The sequence below is a fragment of the Haliea sp. genome (assembly GCF_040222615.1).
GTDB lineage: Bacteria > Pseudomonadota > Gammaproteobacteria > Pseudomonadales > Halieaceae > Haliea.
The window spans coordinates 1-21,522 of the sequence record NZ_JAVKCQ010000026.1 but is presented as its reverse complement, the minus strand read 5'-3'; the positions used below and the strand labels follow the sequence as shown (position 1 = coordinate 21,522).

18 protein-coding genes are annotated in these 21,522 nt (G+C 63.3%); 4 read left to right on the top strand and 14 right to left on the bottom strand.

Translation table 11 applies throughout. The annotated features are described in order from the left end of the window. Position 1: 1 nt before the first annotated feature. A complete protein-coding gene (locus tag RJQ10_RS02715; RefSeq protein WP_350143388.1) occupies positions 2 to 2,125 on the bottom strand; it encodes a PQQ-dependent dehydrogenase, methanol/ethanol family in 2,124 nt (707 codons plus the stop codon). 169 nt (positions 2,126 to 2,294) lie between these two features. Between RJQ10_RS02715 and RJQ10_RS02710 the strand changes: the two genes are divergently transcribed. Further along, a complete protein-coding gene (locus RJQ10_RS02710) occupies positions 2,295 to 4,580 on the top strand; it encodes a TonB-dependent receptor (RefSeq protein WP_350143386.1) in 2,286 nt (761 codons plus the stop codon). A gap of 49 nt (positions 4,581 to 4,629) precedes the next feature. Here RJQ10_RS02710 and RJQ10_RS02705 read toward each other — a convergent pair whose 3' ends face one another. From RJQ10_RS02705 to RJQ10_RS02675, 7 genes are read right to left on the bottom strand one after another with little or no spacing between them, the layout of a single operon-like run. Further along, a complete protein-coding gene (locus tag RJQ10_RS02705; RefSeq protein WP_350143384.1) occupies positions 4,630 to 5,109 on the bottom strand; it encodes an aromatic-ring-hydroxylating dioxygenase subunit beta in 480 nt (159 codons plus the stop codon). Beyond that, the gene (locus tag RJQ10_RS02700) at positions 5,106 to 6,428 is read right to left on the bottom strand and encodes an aromatic ring-hydroxylating dioxygenase subunit alpha (protein WP_350143382.1); all 1,323 of its coding nucleotides are present in this window, start codon (positions 6,426 to 6,428) and stop codon (positions 5,106 to 5,108) included. The genes RJQ10_RS02705 and RJQ10_RS02700 overlap by 4 nt, the downstream gene beginning before the upstream one ends. A 13-nt stretch (positions 6,429 to 6,441) precedes the next feature. Beyond that, the gene (locus RJQ10_RS02695) at positions 6,442 to 7,176 is read right to left on the bottom strand and encodes an SDR family oxidoreductase (protein WP_350143380.1); all 735 of its coding nucleotides are present in this window, start codon (positions 7,174 to 7,176) and stop codon (positions 6,442 to 6,444) included. A gap of 1 nt (position 7,177) precedes the next feature. After that, positions 7,178 to 7,738, bottom strand: coding sequence for a Zn-ribbon domain-containing OB-fold protein (locus RJQ10_RS02690; protein ID WP_350143378.1), 561 nt, complete (start codon positions 7,736 to 7,738; stop codon positions 7,178 to 7,180). Next, on the bottom strand, positions 7,735 to 8,919 hold the full coding sequence (locus tag RJQ10_RS02685; protein ID WP_350143376.1) for a thiolase family protein: 1,185 nt from the start codon (positions 8,917 to 8,919) through the stop codon (positions 7,735 to 7,737). The genes RJQ10_RS02690 and RJQ10_RS02685 overlap by 4 nt, the downstream gene beginning before the upstream one ends. Next, positions 8,916 to 10,538, bottom strand: coding sequence for an AMP-binding protein (locus RJQ10_RS02680; protein WP_350143374.1), 1,623 nt, complete (start codon positions 10,536 to 10,538; stop codon positions 8,916 to 8,918). The genes RJQ10_RS02685 and RJQ10_RS02680 overlap by 4 nt, the downstream gene beginning before the upstream one ends. 20 nt (positions 10,539 to 10,558) lie before the next feature. Beyond that, complete coding sequence (locus RJQ10_RS02675; protein WP_350143372.1) at positions 10,559 to 10,951, bottom strand: RidA family protein; 393 nt, start codon at positions 10,949 to 10,951, stop codon at positions 10,559 to 10,561. A 127-nt stretch (positions 10,952 to 11,078) separates the two neighbouring features. Between RJQ10_RS02675 and RJQ10_RS02670 the strand changes: the two genes are divergently transcribed. Genes RJQ10_RS02670 through RJQ10_RS02660 form a run of 3 tightly spaced genes read left to right on the top strand, consistent with a single transcriptional unit; the run spans position 11,079 to position 15,559 of the window. Beyond that, the gene (locus RJQ10_RS02670; protein WP_350143370.1) at positions 11,079 to 11,870 is read left to right on the top strand and encodes a cyclase family protein; all 792 of its coding nucleotides are present in this window, start codon (positions 11,079 to 11,081) and stop codon (positions 11,868 to 11,870) included. A 6-nt stretch (positions 11,871 to 11,876) separates the two neighbouring features. Further along, on the top strand, positions 11,877 to 14,063 hold the full coding sequence (locus RJQ10_RS02665; RefSeq protein WP_350143368.1) for a thiamine pyrophosphate-dependent enzyme: 2,187 nt from the start codon (positions 11,877 to 11,879) through the stop codon (positions 14,061 to 14,063). Then, positions 14,060 to 15,559 carry an indolepyruvate oxidoreductase subunit beta family protein gene (locus RJQ10_RS02660; protein WP_350143366.1) on the top strand — a complete coding sequence of 500 codons (1,500 nt, stop codon included), beginning with the start codon at positions 14,060 to 14,062 and terminating at the stop codon, positions 15,557 to 15,559. The genes RJQ10_RS02665 and RJQ10_RS02660 overlap by 4 nt, the downstream gene beginning before the upstream one ends. A 3-nt stretch (positions 15,560 to 15,562) precedes the next feature. Here the strand turns inward: RJQ10_RS02660 and RJQ10_RS02655 are convergent, their stop codons facing one another. The 6 genes from RJQ10_RS02655 to RJQ10_RS02630 form a co-directional block, all read right to left on the bottom strand. After that, positions 15,563 to 16,060, bottom strand: coding sequence for a hotdog family protein (locus RJQ10_RS02655; protein WP_350143364.1), 498 nt, complete (start codon positions 16,058 to 16,060; stop codon positions 15,563 to 15,565). Next, positions 16,050 to 16,511, bottom strand: a complete 462-nt coding sequence (locus RJQ10_RS02650) for a MaoC/PaaZ C-terminal domain-containing protein (protein WP_350143362.1) — start codon at positions 16,509 to 16,511, stop codon at positions 16,050 to 16,052. The genes RJQ10_RS02655 and RJQ10_RS02650 overlap by 11 nt, the downstream gene beginning before the upstream one ends. A gap of 116 nt (positions 16,512 to 16,627) precedes the next feature. Continuing rightward, positions 16,628 to 17,806: an acyl-CoA dehydrogenase family protein gene (locus tag RJQ10_RS02645; protein WP_350143360.1), complete on the bottom strand. Its 1,179-nt coding sequence runs from the start codon at positions 17,804 to 17,806 to the stop codon at positions 16,628 to 16,630. A gap of 11 nt (positions 17,807 to 17,817) precedes the next feature. Then, a complete protein-coding gene (locus RJQ10_RS02640) occupies positions 17,818 to 18,630 on the bottom strand; it encodes an enoyl-CoA hydratase family protein (RefSeq protein ID WP_350143358.1) in 813 nt (270 codons plus the stop codon). A gap of 33 nt (positions 18,631 to 18,663) precedes the next feature. Next, a complete protein-coding gene (locus tag RJQ10_RS02635; protein ID WP_350143356.1) occupies positions 18,664 to 19,416 on the bottom strand; it encodes an SDR family NAD(P)-dependent oxidoreductase in 753 nt (250 codons plus the stop codon). Further along, on the bottom strand, positions 19,413 to 21,522 hold a 2,110-nt coding region (locus tag RJQ10_RS02630; protein WP_350143354.1), incomplete at its 5' end, for a bifunctional salicylyl-CoA 5-hydroxylase/oxidoreductase. The genes RJQ10_RS02635 and RJQ10_RS02630, both read right to left, overlap by 4 nt.

Genomic DNA, 21,522 nt, shown 5'->3' with positions numbered 1-21,522 from the left:
TCTATTGTTCGCGGCTGGCCTTCGCCAGGGATACGATGTAGGCCTGTATTGCCCCGGTCTCCGCCTTGTTCAGGGTATCGGCAAAGCTCGACATGCCGGCATTCTCCAGCAGGCCTCCCAGCACGATGTCCTGGAATAGCGCATGTTTTTCCAGGGTCATACGTCTCAGGTCGGGCAACATCGGTGTGCTGCCATACATGCCATGACAGCCCCCGCAGTTGTAGACGTAGAGCAATCGTCCGCGCTCCAGTGCGGCGGCATCTGTCGCCAGCTCGGGCTGGGGTGGTATCGGCCCTCGTGGCGGGACGGGGGGTGGGAGTGGCACTGGAGCCCCATCCAGTTCAAATACCAGCAACCGGCCGGCGTTATCAAAGTCGAGTAGCGCCTCGTCGCCTCCCAGGGTGTTGAAGGCAGGGCCGCCCCAGCCGGCCATGACCGCGATGTATTGCCGGCCATCAATGGCGTAGCTGATCGGGGGCGCGATCATGCCTGTGCCAATGGGCAGCTCAAGCAGGACTTCGCCGCTTTCGTCGTGCAGTGCATAGAGGTGGCCCGTGGCGGTACCGTGAAAAACCAGGCCGCCCGCGGTTGCGAGGGCTCCCCCATTCCAGATATTGGCGGTTTCCTTCTGCCATGCCAGCTTCTGTGCCACTGGATCCCAGGCCTTGAGGTAGCCGCGGGTGGGAGGAATGTCCTGGCCCTCGGCCAGTTCCTCGAGGTTGTCGACCCCAAACTCAAACCACTTGTCGCCTGCCTCGTTGTGTACCCAGCCAGCCTCGCGCGCCGGTATGTACACAAGCCCGGTGGCGGGACTGTAGGACATGGGCTGCCAGTTGTGGCCACCTGCAGCTGAGGGGAAGACATATTTGGCCTGCTCGCTGTAATCCGCAAGACCGGTGAGAACAGGGCGCCCCGAGTCGAGGTCGACATGACTGGCCCAGTTGGCAAAGACATATTTTTCGGCCGAGATCAGCTCCCCATTGGTTCGATCCAGAACATAGAAAAAGCCGTTTTTGGGTGCCTGCAGCAGCACTTTGCGCTGCCGGCCGGCAATCTCCAGGTCGGCCAGAATCATGTGCTGGGTGGCCGTGTAGTCCCAGGAGTCACCGGGCGTAGTCTGGTAGTGCCACGCCAGGCGTCCGCTGTCCGGCCGCAGGGCGAGAATTGAGGCGAGGTACAGATTGTCGCCGCCGCCGGGGCTGCGGGCGTAATGCGACCAGGGGCCGCCATTGCCGGTGCCGACGTAGAGCAAATCGAGCTCCGGGTCGTAGGCCATGGAGTCCCATGCGGTTCCGCCGCCGCCCTGCCAGTTGCTGTCGGGGGACCAGGTGGTCGCCGCCTGTTCCAGCTCCGGGTGTTCGAAGGGGCCGCTGGCGCTGCCGGGAACGGTAAAGAAGCGCCAGTCCAGTTCGCCGCTGTCGACGTTGTAGGCGCTGATATAGCCGCGGACTTCAAATTCTGCGCCGCCATTGCCGATAATCACTTTGTCTTTGACGACGCGCGGCGCACCGGTGATGGAGTAGAACTTGTCGCGATCAACCAGCGTGTCGACGCGCCAGAGCGGTTTGCCATCGGCAGCATTGAGTGCGACCAGATAGCCGTCCAGGGTGCCGACAAATACCTTGCCCTGCCACACGGCGACGCCGCGATTGACGACGTCACAGCACAGCTTCTTGCCCCACGCGCGATCTACCCCAGGGTCGTGTTCCCACAAGAGCTGGCCCGAACGCGCATCAAGTGCGCGCACTCGGGACCAGGTGCTGGTGGTGTAGATGACGCCATCGACAACAATGGGTGTGGCTTCCAGGCCGCGGCGGGAATCCATTGGCGCTTCCCAGGCCAGCCCCAGACGGGACACGTTGTCGCGGTTGATTTGGGTCAGTGGGGAATAGCGCTGTTCGTCGTAGGTGCGCCCATGAGCGAGCCAGTTGCCGGGTTCGCTGTCCGCGTTCGCGACCCGGGTCGCGTCGACCTGTGCAGGCTTTGGCGCGGAACGGCTATCCGCAACACCCTGTGGGGGCTTGCTGTCGCAGGCTGTCAGCCCCGCCAGTGCGAGTATTCCGAGCAGGCGCACAAGCCGGAAAACTGCGCCATTGCCTGCGGCCAAACCAGGTTGTGTATGCATTTTTTACATTCCCCGGCCCCGATTTTCATCGACACCTGAATACTTTTGTGATTACCTCAAGGGTGACTCAAGCTTAAAGTTTTTGCCCAACAAACACCATACAATCAGATTGGATGATATGCGGAGACCGGCAACGGTTGTGCCGGCTTGCGTTTTCGGGGGAAGTCATATGAATACCAGTTCCAACAACAGCAAGCGAATTGCCCAGGCGGTTGCACTGGCGACACTGGCCGTGACTGGCTACGGTCAGGCACAGGAGTTCAAGGGCCTGGAGGAAGTCGTGGTTACCGCATCCAAACGCGCCCAGACGCTGCAGGAAACCGGTATGTCGATTACCGCCCTCAGCGATGTGGAACTGGAGCGCATGGGAGCGACATCCTTTCTCGACTTCGCAGTGCGGGTACCCAACCTGGCGATTGCCTTTGAAGCGGACGGGCGTTTTGACTCCAACTCCCCGGCGATTCGCGGCATCTTCGGGCAGGATACCACTGGTTTTTATATCGATGACACGCTGGTCAATGCGTCGGTGCTGCCCAAGGTGCTGGATGTGGAGCGAGTAGAGGTCCTGCGCGGGCCACAGGGCTCCCTCTACGGTGCGCGCTCCATGGGTGGCACTATCCGCATGATTACCAAACAGCCGGATCTGCAGGAAGTCTATGGCAATTTCCACAGCAGTCTGTCGTCGGTCAAGGAGGGCGACCTCAATCATGTAGTGGATGGTGCAGTCAATATTCCGGTTATTCCCGATGTTTTTGCCCTGCGGTTAGCGGCCTATGCCGGCGCCAATTCCGGAATTTTCGACCGGGAATACCAGCCGACCTGGATCGAGGCGGGTTCGGGTGCGGTGCGCCAGAACCCCGGGGCCGCCTTTGCGACCCGGGAAAACGTGGATGACGAGGACTACTGGGGCGTGCAACTGGTGGGCAAGTGGATGCTCACCGAGCGACTGTCTTTCATCCCGAAATTTCTCTACCAGGAAATCGACGCGGACGGTCTGCCGCTGGCGGACATCGACCCGGAGAACACCACCGAGCTGCGCTTTTACGATGTGCCGGAGAACGGTTCCGATGAGTGGTACATTGCCAGCGGCACTATCAACTGGGAGCTGGACGCGGGTACCATCGTGTCAACAACCTCACTGTTTGACCGTACCACGGATGAAAATGAGGAACAGGGCTCCTTCATTCACTGGCTGTTCAACAACGTGATAGAGATTCCCATCGACCCGCTGTTCGGGCAGATCAACACCCAATCCGAATACGAGTTTGTTGCGCATGAAACCCGTTTTACCAGCGAGTTTGATGGTCCCTGGCAGTTCTCCGGCGGTGTGTTCTATCAGGATACCGAGTACCGGCGCATTTATCCGCCAGCGCTGATTCCGGGGATCAATACTGCCGTCAATGATTTTGTCGGTGCCCCGATTGATATTGTCCCGGGCGACCTGATTTTCGAGACACTGGAAGTGTTTGAAACGCGGGAGTGGGCGGTATTCGGTGAGTTGACTTACAGTGTCAACGATCGGCTGTCAGTCACGGCGGGCGGTCGCTATTACGATACTGCAACGGAATTCATTGCCACTTCCGACGGCTTTGCCAACGATGGCTTCAGTCAGGAAAGCGGCGAGCAGGATGAATCCGGCTTCAATCCCAAGTTGTTGGTGGAATATGACATCAACGACAACGTGAATATGTACGCCAGCGGTGCGAAAGGTTTCCGGATCGGGGGCGTCAACGGTAATTTGCCATTGGGCCTCTGCGGCGATGAGTTGGCGGACCTGAATATCAATCCCTCTGAGACACCGACCTTCGACTCCGACGAACTGTGGAGCTATGAGCTTGGCTTCAAGTCAACATTTGCCGACAACCGCATTTCGGTGAACGCCGCTGCCTACTTCATCGACTGGACCGATATCCAGCAGCTCAATCGCCTGGCATGTGGCTTCCAGTTCACCGCCAATGCCGGTGAAGCGGAGAGTCAGGGTTTTGAGGTAGAGGTCAGTGCGGCACCGATAGAGGGGCTGACGTTGAGTCTGGGTGTGGGTTACACCGATGCCGAGATTACGGATGACGGCGGTGTGCCGGGCGTCCGGGTTGGCGACAAGATCCAGGGTATTCCCGAATGGACGGCGACAGCGTCCGCACAGTACATATTTGCCGTAGGTGGCGGTTGGGACGGACTGGTGCGGGCCGACGGCAACTATTACGGCGAAAGTTTCAGTGCCAACAATGCCACCTCCCTGGCGGACGCACGGGTGCGGGACTCCTGGGAGCAGTTGAACCTGCGCGCAGGGGTGATGAATGACAACTGGGAGGTGACGTTGTTTGCGAACAATGTCAACGACGAGCGGGCCAACCTGGCGGACAATCGCTCAATTGCTGCGGAAACCCCCGGGCGGCAGCGGCTGGTGACTACCCGCCCGCGCACTTTTGGCCTGGAAGCCCGCTACCGGTTCTAGCCGCTGGCAACAAAGCCTGTGGGCGCGGAAGGAGTAGCTCCGTCGGCGCCTACAGGTAAATGATCATTGACTGCTGCGGGGCCTCCGGGTTGATCAGGTCCACCCGCTTGTGGCGTATGCGGAAGTCGTCACCCGCGCTCACCAGGTGGTGTTCGCAGGTTCCCGCGAAACAGCGCTGCTCCTCCCGATACCACATGATCACGTGAAAGTTGCAGGTCACCACCAGGTCTCCCGCGTCGTTGTTGCCGCGCAGCTGGATATTGCCCAGCAGGTGTGAGCTGCGCACCGGCCAGTCCTTGGACGCGGCTCGGGGATGGACGAAGTTGCGCCGACGGATTTCCATCATGACCCGGTCATCATAGATGTGGGAAATGTGGTTGAGCGGGTCGGTCTGCCCCTCGCTGGCGGGCAGCCAGTAGGTACCGTCCTCGGTAAACAGCTCCATCCAGCGGTCCAGGTCGGGTCGGTCCAGCAGGGAAGCTTCGTGGTAGAGAAACTGTTCGATGGTCTTGATATCTGCGTTGCTCACTGGAATGCCTCCCCGGTCATGTACTCGCGCCAGGCCTTGTACTGGGTGCGCATGTCGAGGTCACTGGTGCCACCACCGACAACGCGGTCCTCCAGTTCCTGGTCGCGGCCGTACTGGCGATGAAATTCGACCCATTCGCTGGCACTGGACTGCAAGCCCTCCTGCGCCCGCCGATAGACCTCCAGGTCATCGGGGCCCACCATGCCGGCGGAGGAATTGATCAGCCGGGAGTAGAGCAGGGTGCGCTGCAGCATCTCGTCTGGCGCGCCCTTGAGGCGGAAAGACCAGGTTTCTACCACGAAGCGGTCCACCGCAATGGGGCGGACGACGCGGATGTTCTGTACCGCGCTTTTGATCGTCAGGGAGGGGTAATAGAGGGTGTTGTGGGTATTGAAAGAGTAGATTTCACGGGTACGCTCCTCGCCGTAGGCCTTGACCATGGCCGCGTGATAGGCGGGTAGGACGGTATAGTCAGCGTGAATACTGGTCTTGCCGCCGTCGTAGTGGTGACCGTAGCGGAACCCGGTGATACCCGAGTCCTCGAATTTTTCATAGGAGGCCCCAAAGGGTGGAATGATTTCCGCTTCGCTGCGCTGCTTGCCTGCTGACTCTGGCAGGGTGGCGATGTAATCCTCTGCCGCCTGCACCACGGACTGGTGCACGACCATCGGATGCATGGTGTCGTTCAGGTTTTCCAGAATGAACTTCCAGTTGCACTGGTGTTCGTAGCGCAGCACGCCGCCAGCCACTTCCACTTCGCCTTCCGGGGCGCGGTCGCAGAGGTTGTCCAGGCAGTCGACGGCGCCGCCGAGCCAGGTCTTGAGGTCCGGTGCGGCGCTGGACAGGGTGGCGAAGACGAAGCCCCGGTAGCTTTCGGCCTGGGCCACGGACTGCATGCTGTAGCAGGGGTCGCTGCTGTCGAACCCCGTTCCGTCGTAACCACCTTCGTTGGGTACTTTCAGCAGGCTGCCGTCGTGACGGAAGGACCAGCCGTGATAGGGGCAGCGGAAGGCGCCACGCACGTTGCCCTGGCGGCTCTCCACCAGTTTGGCGCCCTTGTGGCCGCAGCGATTGTGCAGCACGTGGACGCTGCCGCCCTTGTCGCGCACCATGACCACCGGGATCTTGTGGGTGATGTTGGTGGTGAAAAAGTCCCCGGGGTTGGGCACCTGGGATTCGTGGCCGATGAAAATCCAGGCCTGGCCCCAGATGCGCTGCATCTCCAGCTCAAAGACCTCCGGGTCCAGGTACAGGCGCTTGTGCAGCCGGGTCGGCTGCACCAGACCGGCGATTTCTTCGCTGCTGATTATTGTTGTCATGATATGCCTCCGTTTACAGGGACAGTGAACCCAGGCTGGCGCCACCGCAGACCATCAGGGTCTGTCCGGTGACAAAACCGTTGTCCGGATCATTGAAGAAGCTGACGGCCCGGGCGACATCTGCCGGCAGACCCAGCCGCCGCACCGGGATGCTGCGGGCCATGCTGTCCAGTTTCGGGCTGTCCTCGGGGACAACTTCGTGGAACATCTCGGTGGCGCTGATGGGGCCCGGCGCCACGGTATTGACGGTGATGCCGTACTCCCCCAGCTCCAGGGCCCAGGTGCGCGCCATGCCCATCATTCCGGATTTGGTGGCGGAATAGCTGGTGCGGGTCTGCAAGCCGAGGGCTGCGCGCGAGGTAATCAGTATGATGCGGCCGAACTGGCGGGCCTGCATGCCCGGCAGGAAGGCCTGGCTCAGGGTGATGGCCGCGCCGATATGCACCTGGGACAGGTAGTCGTAGTCAGCCAGTTTCACATCCGGCAACAGGTCCGGGCGGATCAGGCCGGCGTTGTGCACGAAGCTGGTGACGTCGTGATCTGCCGCGACCTGCCGGGCGATCTCTGCGGTGGCATCGCGATCGCTGAGATCCAGTTCGATGTTGCGCAGACCGGCGTGGTCAAGCGCCAGTGGGCGGCGGGCCAGGTTGACCACTTCCAGACCGGCGTCGAGAAAGGCCTGGCAGATGGAGGCGCCGATGCCGGTACTGCCGCCGGTGACGACGATGGTTTTGTGCGCTGACTGCATATCAGATGCCCTCCGGTTTGATAGCGGGTTCGAGCAGGCCAAGCGATGCGGTGATGGCGTGGCGCTGGCTCCGGCTGTCGACGGGGATGTCCGCGGCTACCGCGATCATGACCGCATTCAGTGAACAGTCGGTGTGGGTGAATACCTGTACTGCAGTACCCGCCGGAAGCGCCGGGTCGCCAAAGGTCTCCGTTGCCAGATGGGCAAAGACGATGACGCCGCAGTCCAGGCGGACGCTGGCCACCGGCCAGGGTTTTTCCACCAGCCGCCGCTTGAAATATTCCCACAGGCTGTGGTGCAGTTCGATGCTGCTCACCAGGCGGCCGCTGCCGGAGGTGGAGCGCCACACCAGGGCGTCGCCGAGGCACTGCCGGCACAACTCCCGCGGGGGATATTGCACGGTCCCGCAGTCCCTGCAGTGCTGCAGGGCCAGCGCCACTGGCAGGTTGGCAGCATTGAATGCGCTCCCCAGGGCGGTGCGCTGCTTCGGCGGGCGCGCCAGTTTGCGCAGGGAGGGCCGGTTCTGCTTCAACCGGCTGCGCATGGTCGGCGTAGTGCTCATCGCTCACTCCTTGCCAGAATGGCGGCGGCGGAACACAGCCCGCGGTCGTAGTTGATCATGCCGAAGCCGCTGACCATGGCGTGGCGAGCCTGCTCGACCTGGTTATTGCCGGCACTGCCGGTCAACTGGCGCATGCTCTCGACCACGCCGAGGTAGCCTGCCGCGGCGCCCGCCTGGCCAACCGAGAGCTGGCCGCCGGAGGTATTGTGCGGCAGCTTGCGCGCCTGCGGGCCACTGCCATCAAAGCGCAGATCGGTGTCCCGCACCCAGCCCGGCGCGTCGCCCTTGGCGCAGAAGCCGAGGTCTTCCATCTGCAACATGCTGATGACCGGGTAGTCATCGTAGGTCTGTAGCATGTCGACTTCCCCCGGACCCAATCCGGCCCGGTTCCAGAGTCGGTCAGCGTACTCTGTCCAGCCGCCGCGCAGCTGGATGTCGTCGTCCCGATGGGCGTTGTGCAATTCATCCGCGGCCAGAATCCTGCACCAGTCCAGTCCCAGCGATCTGGCCCGCTGCTCGGACATCACCAGGAAGCCTTCGCCGCCGGCACAGGGCATCACACAGTCCAGCAGGTGCAGGGGAGAGGCGATGGGGCGCGCCGCCATATATTGTTCAAGTGACAGCGTTTTATGGTTCAGCAGTGCACCAGGGTAGTGGTTGGCGTTGTAGCGCTGGGCTACCGAGATGGCGCCGAAATCCTCCCGGCGCGCATCGAACTCGTCCATATAGCGCTGGGTGATCATGGCGAAAGCCGCGTTGGGACCGCCGCCGCCGTAGGGAAAGGACGAGTCGATAGTGAAATTGCTGAAATTGGCGGCGATGGACTCGAAGGCCCGGTGGGTGGCACCGTCTCCGCCGATACAGGCAATAATGTCGGCATCGCCGGCCTGGATGGCGCGTGCGGCGCGGCGCAGGGCGAGAATGCCGGAAGCACCGCCGTAGGGTAGTTGCTCGATCCAGCGCGGACTCAGCTGGAAGTGCTGGGTCAGGGTGATGGCGGAATCGGCACCCAGGGAAAAGCTGGAGATTGCCAGGCCGTCGATGTCATCGGGGCCGAGCCCCGACCCTGCCAGCAGCTGGCGCAGGGTGCTGCCAATAAACCAGGCTGCCCCGTGCGGGCTCTGTTTCGCGTAGCCAAAACTGACCGGTGTGGTGAGTGCAATGCCGGCGTAGTCTTTCATGGTGCCGCCTGGCGCTTCTTCAGTGCGCGGGTGTCGATACAGTCGCCGGCGGCGACCCGCTCACGCACCAGGGTCTTGATCTCGCCCCGGCGCGGTTTGTTGGAGGCGGTCACCGGCAGGTCGTCGCAGAACAGCAGGTATCCGGGTGCCTTGTAGTAGGCCAGCTGCTGCAGGCAGTGGCGAACAATATCCGCTGCGAGTGACTCCTCGTCTGAGGCCTGCCCGGTGACGACCACTGCGGCTGCGACCTCGTCACCGCGCAAATCATCGGGCACCGCGGTTGCCACAACCTGCTGGATCGACGGGTGCGATAGCAGGGCCGCTTCGACTTCCAGCGCCGAGATGTTTTCCCCGGAGCGCCGGATGACGTTCTTGCGCCGGTCGACGAAATGCAGGCTGCCGTCGGGGCCCTCGCGCACCACATCGCCGGTATTGAGCCAGCCGTCCTGCCAGATTTCAGCGGTGGCCTCGGGGTTTTTCAGGTAACCGGCAAAGAAGCCCCGGCGCGGATCCGGGCCCGCGGCCCGCACCCGCAACTCGCCCGGTTCGCCGGTGCCAACCGGGTGCTTGTTTTCGTCCACCAGCTGGTAGTCCAGGCTGTCCGGTGCGCGGCCAAAACAGCAGCTGCCGACGTGGCGCGGCTCATGGTTGGCAATAATGCTGCCGCCGACGCCGGATTCGGTCATCGCCCAGGCCTCCAGCAGGGGGAAGCCGAAGCGCTGTTCGAAGAGCGCATGGTGGCGTGGATTGACGCCGGCGCCAAACCCGAAGCGAATACGGCCCTGGCAGTCATCATCGGGACCGGGTGGCAGTTCCAGCAAAATGGCTGGCAGCACCCCGAGGTAGTGCAGGATAGTGGCGCGGCTGTCGCGCACGGTCTGCCACCACTCCCGGGGATGAAAGCGATCCAGCTGAACGATACAGCCCGCGCTCATTATCATCGCCATGCTGGACACTGCCATCGCGTTCATGTGGGTGAGGGGCAGCGGGGTCAGCAGGCGCTCCTCGCCCTGGCGCAGGGATACCAGTCCGTCGAGGGCGTTGTACCACTCGCCGGCATAGATGAAATAGCTGTTGTTGAGAATGCAGGCCTTGGGCTTGCCGGTACTGCCGGAGGTATACAGCAGGGCGCACTCGGGATCAGCGGGCGCCTCGCCGGCGTCGGCGGCGGCCCTGGCTGCGGGAAGCGACTCGGGTCGATTGCAGTCGACAACGGGGACCGGCGTCGCAAGGCCAGCGCCGAGTTTTTCCAGGCGCGGCAGCAGATCCGGCAGGGCCACCAGCAGGCAGGCTTCGCCGTGGCTGAGGAAGTAGCCGATCTCATCGTCCTGCATCTCCCTGCTCACCGGAATGACGCTGCAGCCAAGGCTGTTGAGTGCCAACCAGTGGAGGAAGAAGTCGGCCCGGTTGTCGAGCATCACTGCCACCCGCAACGGGAAACCGTAACCGGCATCACGGTAGCAAGCCGCGAGGCGGTCTATTGCCTCCAGCGCCTGCCGGTAGCTGAGATCCACGGGACCATCGGCGTAAGCTCTGGAGGCCTGCGGCGGGATATGCAGGAAAGGTCTCTCACCAGCCCTGGCGGTGGTTGCGGCAAAAATCTGATAGACGCTGTTCACAGGCTGCTCCTGTTCCCGAGTCATTTGACCGCGGTCACCTCGATCTCCACCATTGCCTCGTCCTCTATCAAGGCTGAGACCTCGACCACGCTCATGGCCGGGAAATTCTTGCCAATCACTTCGCGGTATACCGGGCCGAGTTCGGCGAGACGGCTCACATAGGCCTGCTTGTCGGTGATGAACCAGGTCATGCGGGTGATGTGCTCCGGGCCAGCGCCCGCTGACTGAAGTACAGCGCAGACGTTCTGCAGGGTCTGCTTCACCTGGGCGATAAAGTCACGGGTTTCGAAAACGCACTGGGCGTTCCAGCCGATCTGGCCCCCTACATAGATTGTTTCTGTTCCCTTGGCGAGTATACCGTTGGCGTATCCGCTGGGTCTTGGCCAGCCCTCGGGCAGTAGGGTGGTGTGCATGGCAGGTGCTCCGTATTTTATTCCACGTTGCGCTGGATTATATTTTAAGCCTAAAATATAATCCAGCGCCATGGGCAAGAATCTTTGCCGCTGGTGCACAACCACTGTCGAAACAGGGAGAAGACGTATGACTGCAGACCTGCTCAGGGATTTCGCTTCAGCATTGCTTACCGGGGGCGTAAAGATCGTGGACCTGACCGCGACACTGTCACCTGAAACCCCGACACTGCCGCTACCCACCGAATTTGGCTGGGGCGAGTCCTGGCCTTTCAGCATGGAAACCATCTCCCGCTACGATGAGAAGGGGCCCGCCTGGTACTGGAACAACCTGCGCTGCGGGGAGCATACCGGTACCCACTTTGACGCGCCGATCCACTGGGTTACCGGGAAAGATCACGAGAATCACGCTACCGACACCCTGCCTCCCGAGCGCTTTGTCGCCCCGGCGGTGGTTATCGACGCGGTTGCCGAGGCGGAAGCGAATCCCGATTTCCTGATGACCGTCGACTTCATCCGCGAGTGGGAGGGACGTCACGGCGAAATCCCCGCCGGCGCCTGGGTACTCTATCGGACGGACTGGTCGAAAAAGGTGGGAACCGAAGGCTACCTGAACCAGCACGGCGACGGCTGCCACACGCCCGGCTGGGATCCCGCGACCGTGGCGTTTCTGGCGGAAGAACGCGATGTCATCGGCGTTGGAGTGGAGACGGTCGGCACCGACTGCGGCCAGGCCTCGGCCCAGGAGCCCATGTTTCCCTGCCACAATCTGATGCACGGGGCCAACAAGTGTGGCCTGGCCAGTCTCTGCAATCTGGACCAGCTGCCGGCTACAGGGGCAATCCTGATCGCCGCGCCACTGAAGATCCGCGAGGGTTCGGGCAGTCCGGTACGGGTGCTGGCTCTGGTTCCCGGGAACTGATAGCAGATGGCCGAGCGTTCGTTTGCCCAGGAAGTCCTCAAGCTGCGTGCCGGGGACGGCGATGTGTTCCGTGGGGAGGGCATACTCGCCATCACCAAGGCATTGCTGCAGTCCGGTGTGTCCTATGTCGGCGGCTATCAGGGCTCACCGATTTCCCACCTGATGGATGTGCTCAACGATGCCCGCGAGATCCTCGGGGAGCTCGGTGTGCACTTCGAGGCCAACGGCAGCGAGGCCACTGCTGCGGCCATGCTCAGTGCGTCGGTCAATTATCCGCTGCGCGGTGCGGTCACCTGGAAGTCCACGGTGGGCACCAACGTCGCCTCCGACGCCCTGTCCAACCTTGCCTCCTCGGGCGTCACCGGCGGCGCCATGGTGATCGTCGGCGAGGACTACGGTGAAGGCTCCAGCATCATGCAGGAGCGCACCTACGCTTTTGCCATGAAAGCGCAGATGTGGCTGCTGGACCCGCGGCCGAACCTGCCCAGCATTGTCGACATGGTGGAGCAGGGCTTTGGCCTGTCGGAGGCCAGCAACACGCCGATCTTCTACATGATGCGCATTCGCGGTTGCCACGTGACCGGGGAGTTCGTCGCCCGCGACAATGTCGCGCCCGGGTTCAGCAACCGCAACCCGGTACAGCCCCACCGGGAACCGGAAAAAATCATCCTGCCACCACATGTCTACGCCCAGGAGCGGGAGAAAATCAGCCAGCGCCTGCCCGCTGCGCTGGCCTATATCCAGCAGCACAAGCTCAATGAAGTGTTTCCCGGCCGGCACGACAAAGTCGGGATCATTGTCCAGGGCGGGGTCTACAACACGGTCGTCCGCGCCCTGCAGCGCCAGGGCCTCGCGGACCCGTTTGGCAACACCGAGATTCCGCTCTATGTGATGAATGTCGCCTATCCCCTGGTGCCGGATGAACTGGTCGAGTTCTGCCGCGACCGCGAACAGGTGCTGGTACTGGAGGAAGGGCAGCCGGAGTATGTGGAGCAGGGCATCCACACCGTGTTGCGGCGTGCAAACGTGGACACGCGGGTACGTGGCAAGGACATCATGCCCATGGCGGGTGAGTACACGGGCCAGGTCACTCTGGAGGGGATTACCCGTTTCCTTGAGCAGGCGGCGCCGGATATCACCCTGGCCCTGTCGGCAACCGCGGTGGAAGCGCTGCGCAATCCGCTGACGGAGGACGACCAGCAGGCGCTGCTGGCCAATGTGCCGCCGCGGCCCTCCGGACTGTGCACCGGCTGTCCCGAGCGGCCCCTGTTTTCCGCCATCAAGCAGGTGCAGAAAGAGCTTGGACCGTTCCACATCAGTTCTGATATCGGTTGCCACTCCTTTGCCACCCTGGCGCCCTTCAACCTGGGCAATACCATCATGGGCTATGGCCTGTCGCTGGCGAGTTCCTCGGGCATTCGCCACAGCCTGCCGCACAAGTCCATCAGCATCATGGGTGACGGCGGGTTCTGGCACAACGGCCTGACCAGCGGGGTCACCAGCGCAGTCTTCAACAAGCACGATGGGGTGCTGGTGATTGTCGACAACGGCTACTCCGCGGCTACCGGTGGCCAGGATATCCCGTCGATGGTGGAGCCAAACCAGATCATCGCCACCACCCTGGATGCCGCCTCCGCCAGCCGCACGGATGCCCAGTCCATCGAGGCGGCCTGCCGCGGCGCAGGGGTGAGCTGGCTGCGCACGGTCAGCACCTACAGCATTGACGCCATGATGGACACCCTGCGCGAAGCGCTGACCACCGGCGAGCCGGGCTTGAAGGTGATCGTGGCGGAAGGCGAGTGCATGCTGAACCGGCAGCGGCGGATCAAGCCGCTGATGAAGCAGGCTATCAGTGGTGGCAAGCGGACAGTGCGCGCACGTTTCATGGTCGACAGCGACACCTGTACCGGCGACCATGCCTGCATCCGCATTTCCGGTTGTCCTTCGCTGACCATAAAGCCCAATCCCGACCCCCTGCGCCGGGACCCCGTGTCCTACGTCGACAACAGCTGCGTTGGCTGCGGCGTTTGCGGCAGCAACGCCCACGCCGCAATCCTCTGTCCGTCATTTTCCCGGGTCGACCTCATCTACAACCCCGGTCGGGTCGACCGCTTCGCGGCCAGGGTGCGCGGCGCCGTCATCGGCTGGCTGCAGGCCCGCACCGCCCGCCGGCAACAGGAGACAGCGCTGTGACCAACGCGTCCGGAACCATCAACATGATCCTCGCGGCGCTTGGAGGTGAAGGGGGCGGGGTGTTGACCAACTGGGTCATCGACGTCGCCGACCGCGAGGGCTGGCTCTGCCAGTCCACCTCTCTGGCGGGCGTCGCCCAGCGTACCGGCGCCACGATCTACTATCTCGAGCTGTTTCCGCGGGATCGCCTGCAGGGTGATACCCTGCCGGTGATGTCGCTGTTTCCCGCCCAGGGCGACATCGACATTGCCATCGCCTCGGAGATCGCCGAGGCCGGGCGCATGGTGCAGCGCGGTTTCGTCACGCCCGAACGCACCACCCTGATTGCCTCGGACCACCGGGTCTACGGGATCACCGAAAAGGAGCATCTGGCCGACGGTATCGTCGATGCAACAGTGCTGCAGAGCGTGGCCAGCCAGTACGCCCGGAACTATATCCACTACGACATGCTGGCGCTGGCCAATGAACACGGCACGGTGATCTCGTCGGTGCTGCTCGGGGCCCTGGCCGGCGCCGGTGTGCTGCCTTTTGCCAAGGACAGTTATCGCGCGGTCATCAGCGCCACCGGCAAGGCGGTGGCGAGCAATCTGGCCGCCTTCGAAGCCGGCTATGAACGGGCCAGCGCAAGGGGCGTGGAGCAGTTCCAGCCGCCCGCGCCGGCACTCGAGCCTGTCGGGTTCCAGCTGCCCACTGCGACCACCAGCGAGGGGCAGGCCCTGCTGCAGCGCCTGCAGGCGTTTCCCGAAGACTGTCACGAGATACTGTATCTGGGTTTGCAGAAGCTGGTGGATTACCAGGACTACCCCTACGCCCACCAGTACCTGGAAGAGCTTGAAGCCCTGCTCGCACTCGATCCCGGCAGCGCTGAACACCACGCCCTGGTCAAGGAATGTGGCCGCTACCTGGCGCTGTGGATGTGCTACGAGGACATTCCACGGGTGGCCCAGCTCAAGACCCGGCCCGACCGCGTGGCGAAAATCAGGACCGAGGTCCAGGCAGAGCCGGGGCAGCTGTTCGCGGTAACCGAGTTTTTCCGCCCCCGGGTCGAGGAAATGTGTGCGCTGTTGCCCGCTGCCCTGGGGCGCCGGGTGCAGGCATCCCCAAGCTGCCGGCGGTTTCTTGGCTGGTTTACCGGCGGCAAGCGCCTGCGCACCAACACCATTAGCGTCTTTCTGCTGTTGCGTGGCCTGGCGGGTTTGCGCCGCTGGCGCCGGTCGACGCTGGGCTACAGCCATGAGCATGCACTGATCCAGAGCTGGCTGCAGGCGGTGCGAGCTGCCGCGGGCAGCGATCGGGCCCTGGCGCTGGAGCTGGTGGAGTGCGGGCGGCTGGTCAAGGGCTACGGCGACACCCGGGCGCGGACCACCGCGCAAATGCAGGCTATCCTCGCTCGCGCTGTCGCTGGCAATGTCTCCGCCAGCGATATTGCGGCCCTGCGCGAAGCCGCGCTGGGGGATGATGAGGGGCGGGCCTTCGCCCAGGCCATGGCGGCCTAGCGCTTACTTGAGCTTGTCAGGGTTGCGCTCTGCGAGGATATCGATCGTAAAGCGCATCACCCGCTCGTTGTACTGGTTGAACGCTTCGTTGCGGCTCTTGATGATACCCCAGCGATCGCGAATCACGCGGTCCGGCTTCTCGATCACCTCGTAGGTGAAGGTGATGGTGTGCCCCGGCCGCACCGGCAGGAACCATTCCAGGTCCTGCAGGCCCATGCCGGCACCGTTGCGCCGTCCGTCCTGGACGCCGCGGGCAAAGTTTTCCATATAGCCGACCATCATCTTCATCCACATGGCCGTCAGCTGCCAGCCAGAGGCCACCAGCCCGCGATAGGGTGTTTCCAGCGCGGCCTCCGGATCAGTGTGGTAGGCCTCGGGACTGTATTTGCGCCCGAACTCGATGATTTCCAGTTCGCTGAAGGTGTGCGAACCAAAAACGTGAAATTCACCGAGGGGAATATCCTCGAACCAGCGGCTGCGAATATAGGGCCTAGCCTGCATGGGCAGTTTCCTCGATGGCAACCAGCAGGCGGGCGCTGAGCTCGATGACGGCTTTGCTGTGCTGGTTGAAAACGACCACATCCAGATCCAGGCTGCCGCTGCCGCTCAGGCGCGATGTTTCCTCGCGGCCGGTGACCGTGACCCGGGCAGACAGTGTATCGTCGGCGAAAACCGGCATTTTCCAGCGCATCACCGGCACGGCGGATATGCCTGCTATCGGTAGTGCCTGCCGGTGCAGGGAGTCTGTGAGCAGCCGCATCATCAACGCCGCCACCTGCCAGCCGCTGGCGCACAGGCCGCCGAAAATCGAGTCGGCCGCGGCATCGCTGTCCAGGTGGTAGGGCTGGGGGTCAAACTCGGCGGCAAATTCCAGGATATCCTGCTTGCTGATGCTCAGCTGCCCGGTTTCGAACTGCTCACCGGGCTGGATGTCCTGCCAGTATCGGGTCATGTCGGCGGCTTCCTCTGCGACTCGGGGATGGGTCCCGCGAGGTCGCGGCGCAGGAACCAGCGGCGCTACCTTAAACCATCCCTGTGCCGGCCGTCCATTATCCGCTTACTGGCAGCTCAGGAACCCATGAACGCCGCCAGTGCCTGGCGCGCGATGATGGTCTGTTGCACTTCGGAGGCGCCCTCGTAGATCCGCAGGGCGCGTATGTCCCGGTACAGCGACTCGACGATGTTGCCCCGCGTGACGCCCTTGCCACCGTGCAGCTGTACCGCTGCGTCGATCACCAGCTGGGCGGACTCGGTAGCGTGCAGCTTGGCCATGGCGGCTTCCCGGGTCACCCGGTCGGCCACGCAGTCCTTGGTCCAGGCCGAGCGGTAGACCAGCAGGGCGCTGCTGTCGATGGCTAGCGCCATGTCCGACAGCTTGCCCTGTACCAGTTGCAGCTCGCTCAGGGTGCCGCCAAACAGTTTGCGGCTGGTGACATGGGCCAGGGTCTCATCCAGGGCCCGGCGAGCCATGCCCAGGGCCGCGGCAGCCACCGTGGAGCGGAATACATCCAGGGTTGCCATGGCGATGCCGAAGCCGCGGCCCGGGTCGCCTATCCTGTTTTCCGCGGGCACCCGGCAGTCGCTGAAGCGCAGGGTGGCGAGAGGGTGTGGGGCGACCAGGTCGATCCGCTCGACCACCTCGAATCCGGGCGTGTCCGCGGGTACCACGAAACAGCTGATGCCCCGGGCCCCGGGGGCCTCCCCGGTGCGGGCAAAGACCGTATAGAAATCGGCTATGCCTCCGTTGGAGATCCAGGTTTTCTCGCCGTTCAGGACGTAACTGTCGCCGTCCTCACGGGCGCTGCAGCTCATGGCCGCGACATCGGAGCCTGCCTCCGCCTCGGACAGGGCGAAGGCGGCCAGCGCCTGGCCAGCCGCCACCGGTTGCAGGAATCGCTGTTGCTGGTCCGGGGTGCCGAACAGGGATATGGGGCCGCTGCCCAGGCCCTGCATGGCGAAAGCGAAATCCGCCAGCGCGTGATGGCGGCCGAGGGTCTCGCGGATCAGGCAGAGGCTGCGAACATCGAGTTTCTCCAGGTTGCCGCCGCCGCTGGCAGGCACTGCGAAGCGGGTGAAACCCGCTTCGCCCAGGCCGCGCACCAGACCGATGCAGGTCCCGTCGAGATCCTCGTGCTCTCGCGCTACCAGCGCCGGAACGTGAGCGCTGGCCCAGGCGTCAATCTCTGCTGCCAGCGCGCGGTGCGCGGGCTCCAGGAAAGGCCACTGCAGATAGCTGCTGTCACTCATGCGGAACCTCCTCAGTTGCCCTCGAACACCGGGCTCTTTTTCTCTACAAAGGCGTTGTAGGCGCGAACGAAGTCGCCGGTCTGCATGCACAGGGCCTGGGCCTGGGCTTCCGCCTCAATGGCCTGGTCCACGGACATGTTCCACTCCTGCTGCAGCTGGGTCTTGGTAATGCCGTTGGCGAAGGTCGGCCCGCGGGTAATGGCCTGGGCCATGGTCATGGCGGCGGCGTACGGGTCGTCGCTGACGCTGTTGAAAAAGCCCCAGCGCTCGCCCTCGTCCGCTTTCAGTGAGCGCCCGGAGTAGAGCAGTTCACTGGCCCGGCCCTGGCCGATGATGCGCGGCAGGATAGCGCAGGCGCCCATGTCGCAGCCCGCGAGGCCGACGCGGTTGAACAGAAAGGCAACCTTGGCGTCGGGAGCCGCATAGCGCAGGTCGCTGCTCATGGCGATGATGGCGCCGGCCCCGGCGCAGATGCCATCGATGGCGCTGAGTACCGGCTGCCGGCAGGCCCGCATCGCCTTGACCAGGTCCCCGGTCATGCGGGTAAAGGCCAGCAACTGTTGCATGTTCATCTTTGTCAGCGGGCCAATAATCTCGTGGACATCGCCGCCGGAGCAGAAATTGCCGCCGGCGCCGCGAATGACCACCGCGTGGATGTCCTCGGCGTAGACCAGGGCCCGGAACAGGTCGCGCAGTTCGGCGTAGGAGTCGAAGGTCAGCGGGTTCTTGCGCTCCGGCCGGTTGAGGGTAATGGTGGCGACGCCGTCGGCGGCCTGCCACAGGAAATGGGTGGCCTGGTAGTCAGCGAGTTGCGAAGTCTGCATGTCGGTTCCTGTCTGGTTATTGGGTCTGTGGCTTCAGCCGGTTTCGCCACCGCTGATGGACAGCGCCTGGCCGGTAATTGAACGCGCCGAGTCGGTACACAGCCAGAGTGCCGTAGCGGCGACTTCCCCGGGTTCGATCAGGCGGCCCTGGGGGTTGGTGTCGGTAAAGGTCCGCAGCGCCTCGGCTTCGGTGCGACCGGTCTTCTCGACTATCCCGGCGATGGCAGTGCGAATGATGTCGGTATCGGTGTACCCGGGGCAAATGGCATTTACAGTTACCCCGGACTTCGCCAGTTCCAGCGCCAGGGCCCGGGTCAGCCCGAGCACGCCGTGTTTGGCGGCGCAGTAGGCGCTGACGTAGGCGTAGCCTTTCAGCGAGGCGGTGCTGGCGATGTTGATGATACGCCCCCAGCCCCGGCTGCGCATGTCCCCGACCACCTGGGCGCAGCAGTGGTAGACCGCATTCAGGTTGACGTCCATGACCTGCTGCCATTGCCCGGCAGGCATTTTATGAAAGGGGCTGGTGGGGGCGGCGCCGGCGCAGTTGACCAGGATGTCGATGGGCCCGAGGGCCTCGCTGGCGCCGGCAAATGCCGCGCTGACCTGCTCCGGATCGGTGACGTCACAGCTGGCGCAGTGGTGCCCTCCGGTGTGCTCCGCCACCGTTGCCTGCAGGGCTTCCAGGCGCCGGCCGAGGAGGCTGACGTGAAAGCCCTGGTCCAGCAGGCTGCGGGCAATGGCGGCGCCGATGCCGCTGCCCGCGCCCGTTACCAGTGCGTGTTTCACAGAGGCGCGCCCGCTTCCCGGGCCCGCTCCAGATTGAGATGCAGCTGGCGGTAGCCGAGGAAGTACTGGTGGGGTTCAGAGACGCCGGTGCCCCGGAAGCCCATTTCCGCCGCAGCGCGCAGGGTCCAGTTGGGGTCTGCCAGGTGTGGCCGGGCGAGGCAGACCAGGTCGGCACGGCCGGCGGCAATAATGCTGTTGACATGGTCGAGCTCGTAGATATTGCCCACGGCCATGGTGGCCATGCCACCTTCGTTGCGGATACGGTCGGAAAGCGGCGTCTGGAACATGCGTCCGGGCAGGGGTTTCGCGGCGTGGGAGACCTGGCCGCTGGACACGTCGATAATGTCTGCGCCGGCATCGCGGAAGGCCCGGGCAATGGCCACGGCATCGTCGTCAGTGTTGCCGTCTTCGCCCATCCAGTCGTGGGCGGAGATACGTACGGACATGGGCCGGTCGGCGGGCCACACCTCGCGCATGGCGCGGAACACCTCCAGCGGATAGCGCAGGCGGTTTTCCAGGCTGCCCCCGTACTCGTCGGTGCGCTTGTTCTGGACCGGTGTAATGAACGCCGAGATCAGGTAGCCGTGGGCGGCGTGCAGTTCCAGCATGTCGAATCCGGCGCGGGCGGCGCGCTGGGTGGACTCGACAAACTGGTCCCTGACCATATCCATTTGCTGCCGGGTAATGGCCTGGGGTACCGGGCTGTAGGTGTCGTAGGGCACGGCGCTGGCGGACAGCAGCGGCCACTGCTCCGCTGCTGGCAGCGGTTCGTCAAGGATGGCCGGATCCCATTTCCAGGGCTCCTTGGTGGCGCCTTTGGCGCCGGCGTGCCCCAGCTGCAAGGCAAACCGGGCTTTGGTATGCCGGTGCACGAAATCCACAATCCGGGTCCAGGCCGCTTCCTGCTCGTCATTCCAGATACCGGCGCATCCGGGGGTGATGCGGCCCTCGGGGGACACATCGGTCATCTCGGTATAGACAAGCCCGGCGCCGCCCTTGGCCAGGCTGCCGTAGTGTACGAGGTGCCAGTCGTCGGGCAGGCCGTCGACAGCGCTGTACATGGACATTGGCGATACCACCACCCGGTTGATCAGGGACATGTCGCGCAGCTTCCAGGGCAGGAACATCGGTGGAACGGCCTCGTCGCACTGTTCCCCCAGAACCTGGCGGGCGAGGTGTTTTTCCATGCCCTCCAGCCATGCCTTGTCACGCAGGCGCAGGTTTTCGTGGCTGACCCGCTGGCTGCGGGTGAGCATGGAATAGTAGAACTGCCTGGGCTCGAAAGCGCGGGCGTAGCGGGGCACGTTTTCAAACCACACCATGGCATTGCGGGCACTGCTCTGCAGTCGCAGGGCGTCGACCTCGCGCTCCGCCTGATAGGCGTGCAGGGCCTCCGGCACGGAGACGCCGGAGTTCAGGTGCTGCGCCAGCGAGATGGCGTCCTCCAGCCCCAGCTTGGTGCCCGAACCAATCGAAAAGTGGGCAGTGTGCGCGGCATCCCCGATCAGTACGATCCGGTCATCCTTGACCCAGTTGCGGCACAGTACCGCGGGAAAGTTGATCCACGCCGAGCCCCGAATATGGGCGGAATTGGTCAGCAGCTCATGGCCGTCCAGGTAGGCGGCGAAAATACGCCGGCAGGTTTCTGCGCTCTCCTGATGGCTCATGTGCTCGAAGCCAAAGGCGTCGTAGACATCCGGGTTGCATTCGACAATAAAGGTCGAGGTGTCCTGGTCAAACTGGTAGGCGTGGGCCCAGATCCAGCCGTGCTCCGTCTCTTCAAAAATAAAAGTGAACGCGTCGCGGAAGGTTTGCTTGGTGCCCAGCCAGACAAACTTGTTGCTGCGCATGTCAATCTCGCACTCGAATGTCTCCAGGTCACTGTTGCGAATTTTCGAGTTCAGGCCGTCGGCGGCAACGATGACGTCTGCATCGGCGAAGCGGGTGTTGACGTCCTCGGGGGAAAATTCAGCTTCGAAGTGCAGCTCCACCCCGAGCTCACGGCAGCGCTCGTGCAGCATCTGCAGCATGCGCTTGCGGCCCAGTCCGATGAAGCCGTGGCCGTCAGAGCGCTGGACTTCGCCCTTGAAATAGCAGTCGATCATG

Coding starts and splice junctions, on each gene's coding strand:
- RJQ10_RS02700 (WP_350143382.1), bottom strand. CDS start 6,428: ATGACAACAATAATCAGCAGCGAAGAAATCGCCGGTCTGGTGCAGCCG.
- RJQ10_RS02715 (WP_350143388.1), bottom strand. CDS start 2,125: ATGCATACACAACCTGGTTTGGCCGCAGGCAATGGCGCAGTTTTCCGG.
- RJQ10_RS02645 (WP_350143360.1), bottom strand. CDS start 17,806: ATGAGTGACAGCAGCTATCTGCAGTGGCCTTTCCTGGAGCCCGCGCAC.
- RJQ10_RS02695 (WP_350143380.1), bottom strand. CDS start 7,176: ATGCAGTCAGCGCACAAAACCATCGTCGTCACCGGCGGCAGTACCGGC.
- RJQ10_RS02640 (WP_350143358.1), bottom strand. CDS start 18,630: ATGCAGACTTCGCAACTCGCTGACTACCAGGCCACCCATTTCCTGTGG.
- RJQ10_RS02710 (WP_350143386.1), top strand. CDS start 2,295: ATGAATACCAGTTCCAACAACAGCAAGCGAATTGCCCAGGCGGTTGCA.
- RJQ10_RS02685 (WP_350143376.1), bottom strand. CDS start 8,919: ATGAAAGACTACGCCGGCATTGCACTCACCACACCGGTCAGTTTTGGC.
- RJQ10_RS02675 (WP_350143372.1), bottom strand. CDS start 10,951: ATGCACACCACCCTACTGCCCGAGGGCTGGCCAAGACCCAGCGGATAC.
- RJQ10_RS02690 (WP_350143378.1), bottom strand. CDS start 7,738: ATGAGCACTACGCCGACCATGCGCAGCCGGTTGAAGCAGAACCGGCCC.
- RJQ10_RS02665 (WP_350143368.1), top strand. CDS start 11,877: ATGGCCGAGCGTTCGTTTGCCCAGGAAGTCCTCAAGCTGCGTGCCGGG.
- RJQ10_RS02670 (WP_350143370.1), top strand. CDS start 11,079: ATGACTGCAGACCTGCTCAGGGATTTCGCTTCAGCATTGCTTACCGGG.
- RJQ10_RS02655 (WP_350143364.1), bottom strand. CDS start 16,060: ATGCAGGCTAGGCCCTATATTCGCAGCCGCTGGTTCGAGGATATTCCC.
- RJQ10_RS02650 (WP_350143362.1), bottom strand. CDS start 16,511: ATGACCCGATACTGGCAGGACATCCAGCCCGGTGAGCAGTTCGAAACC.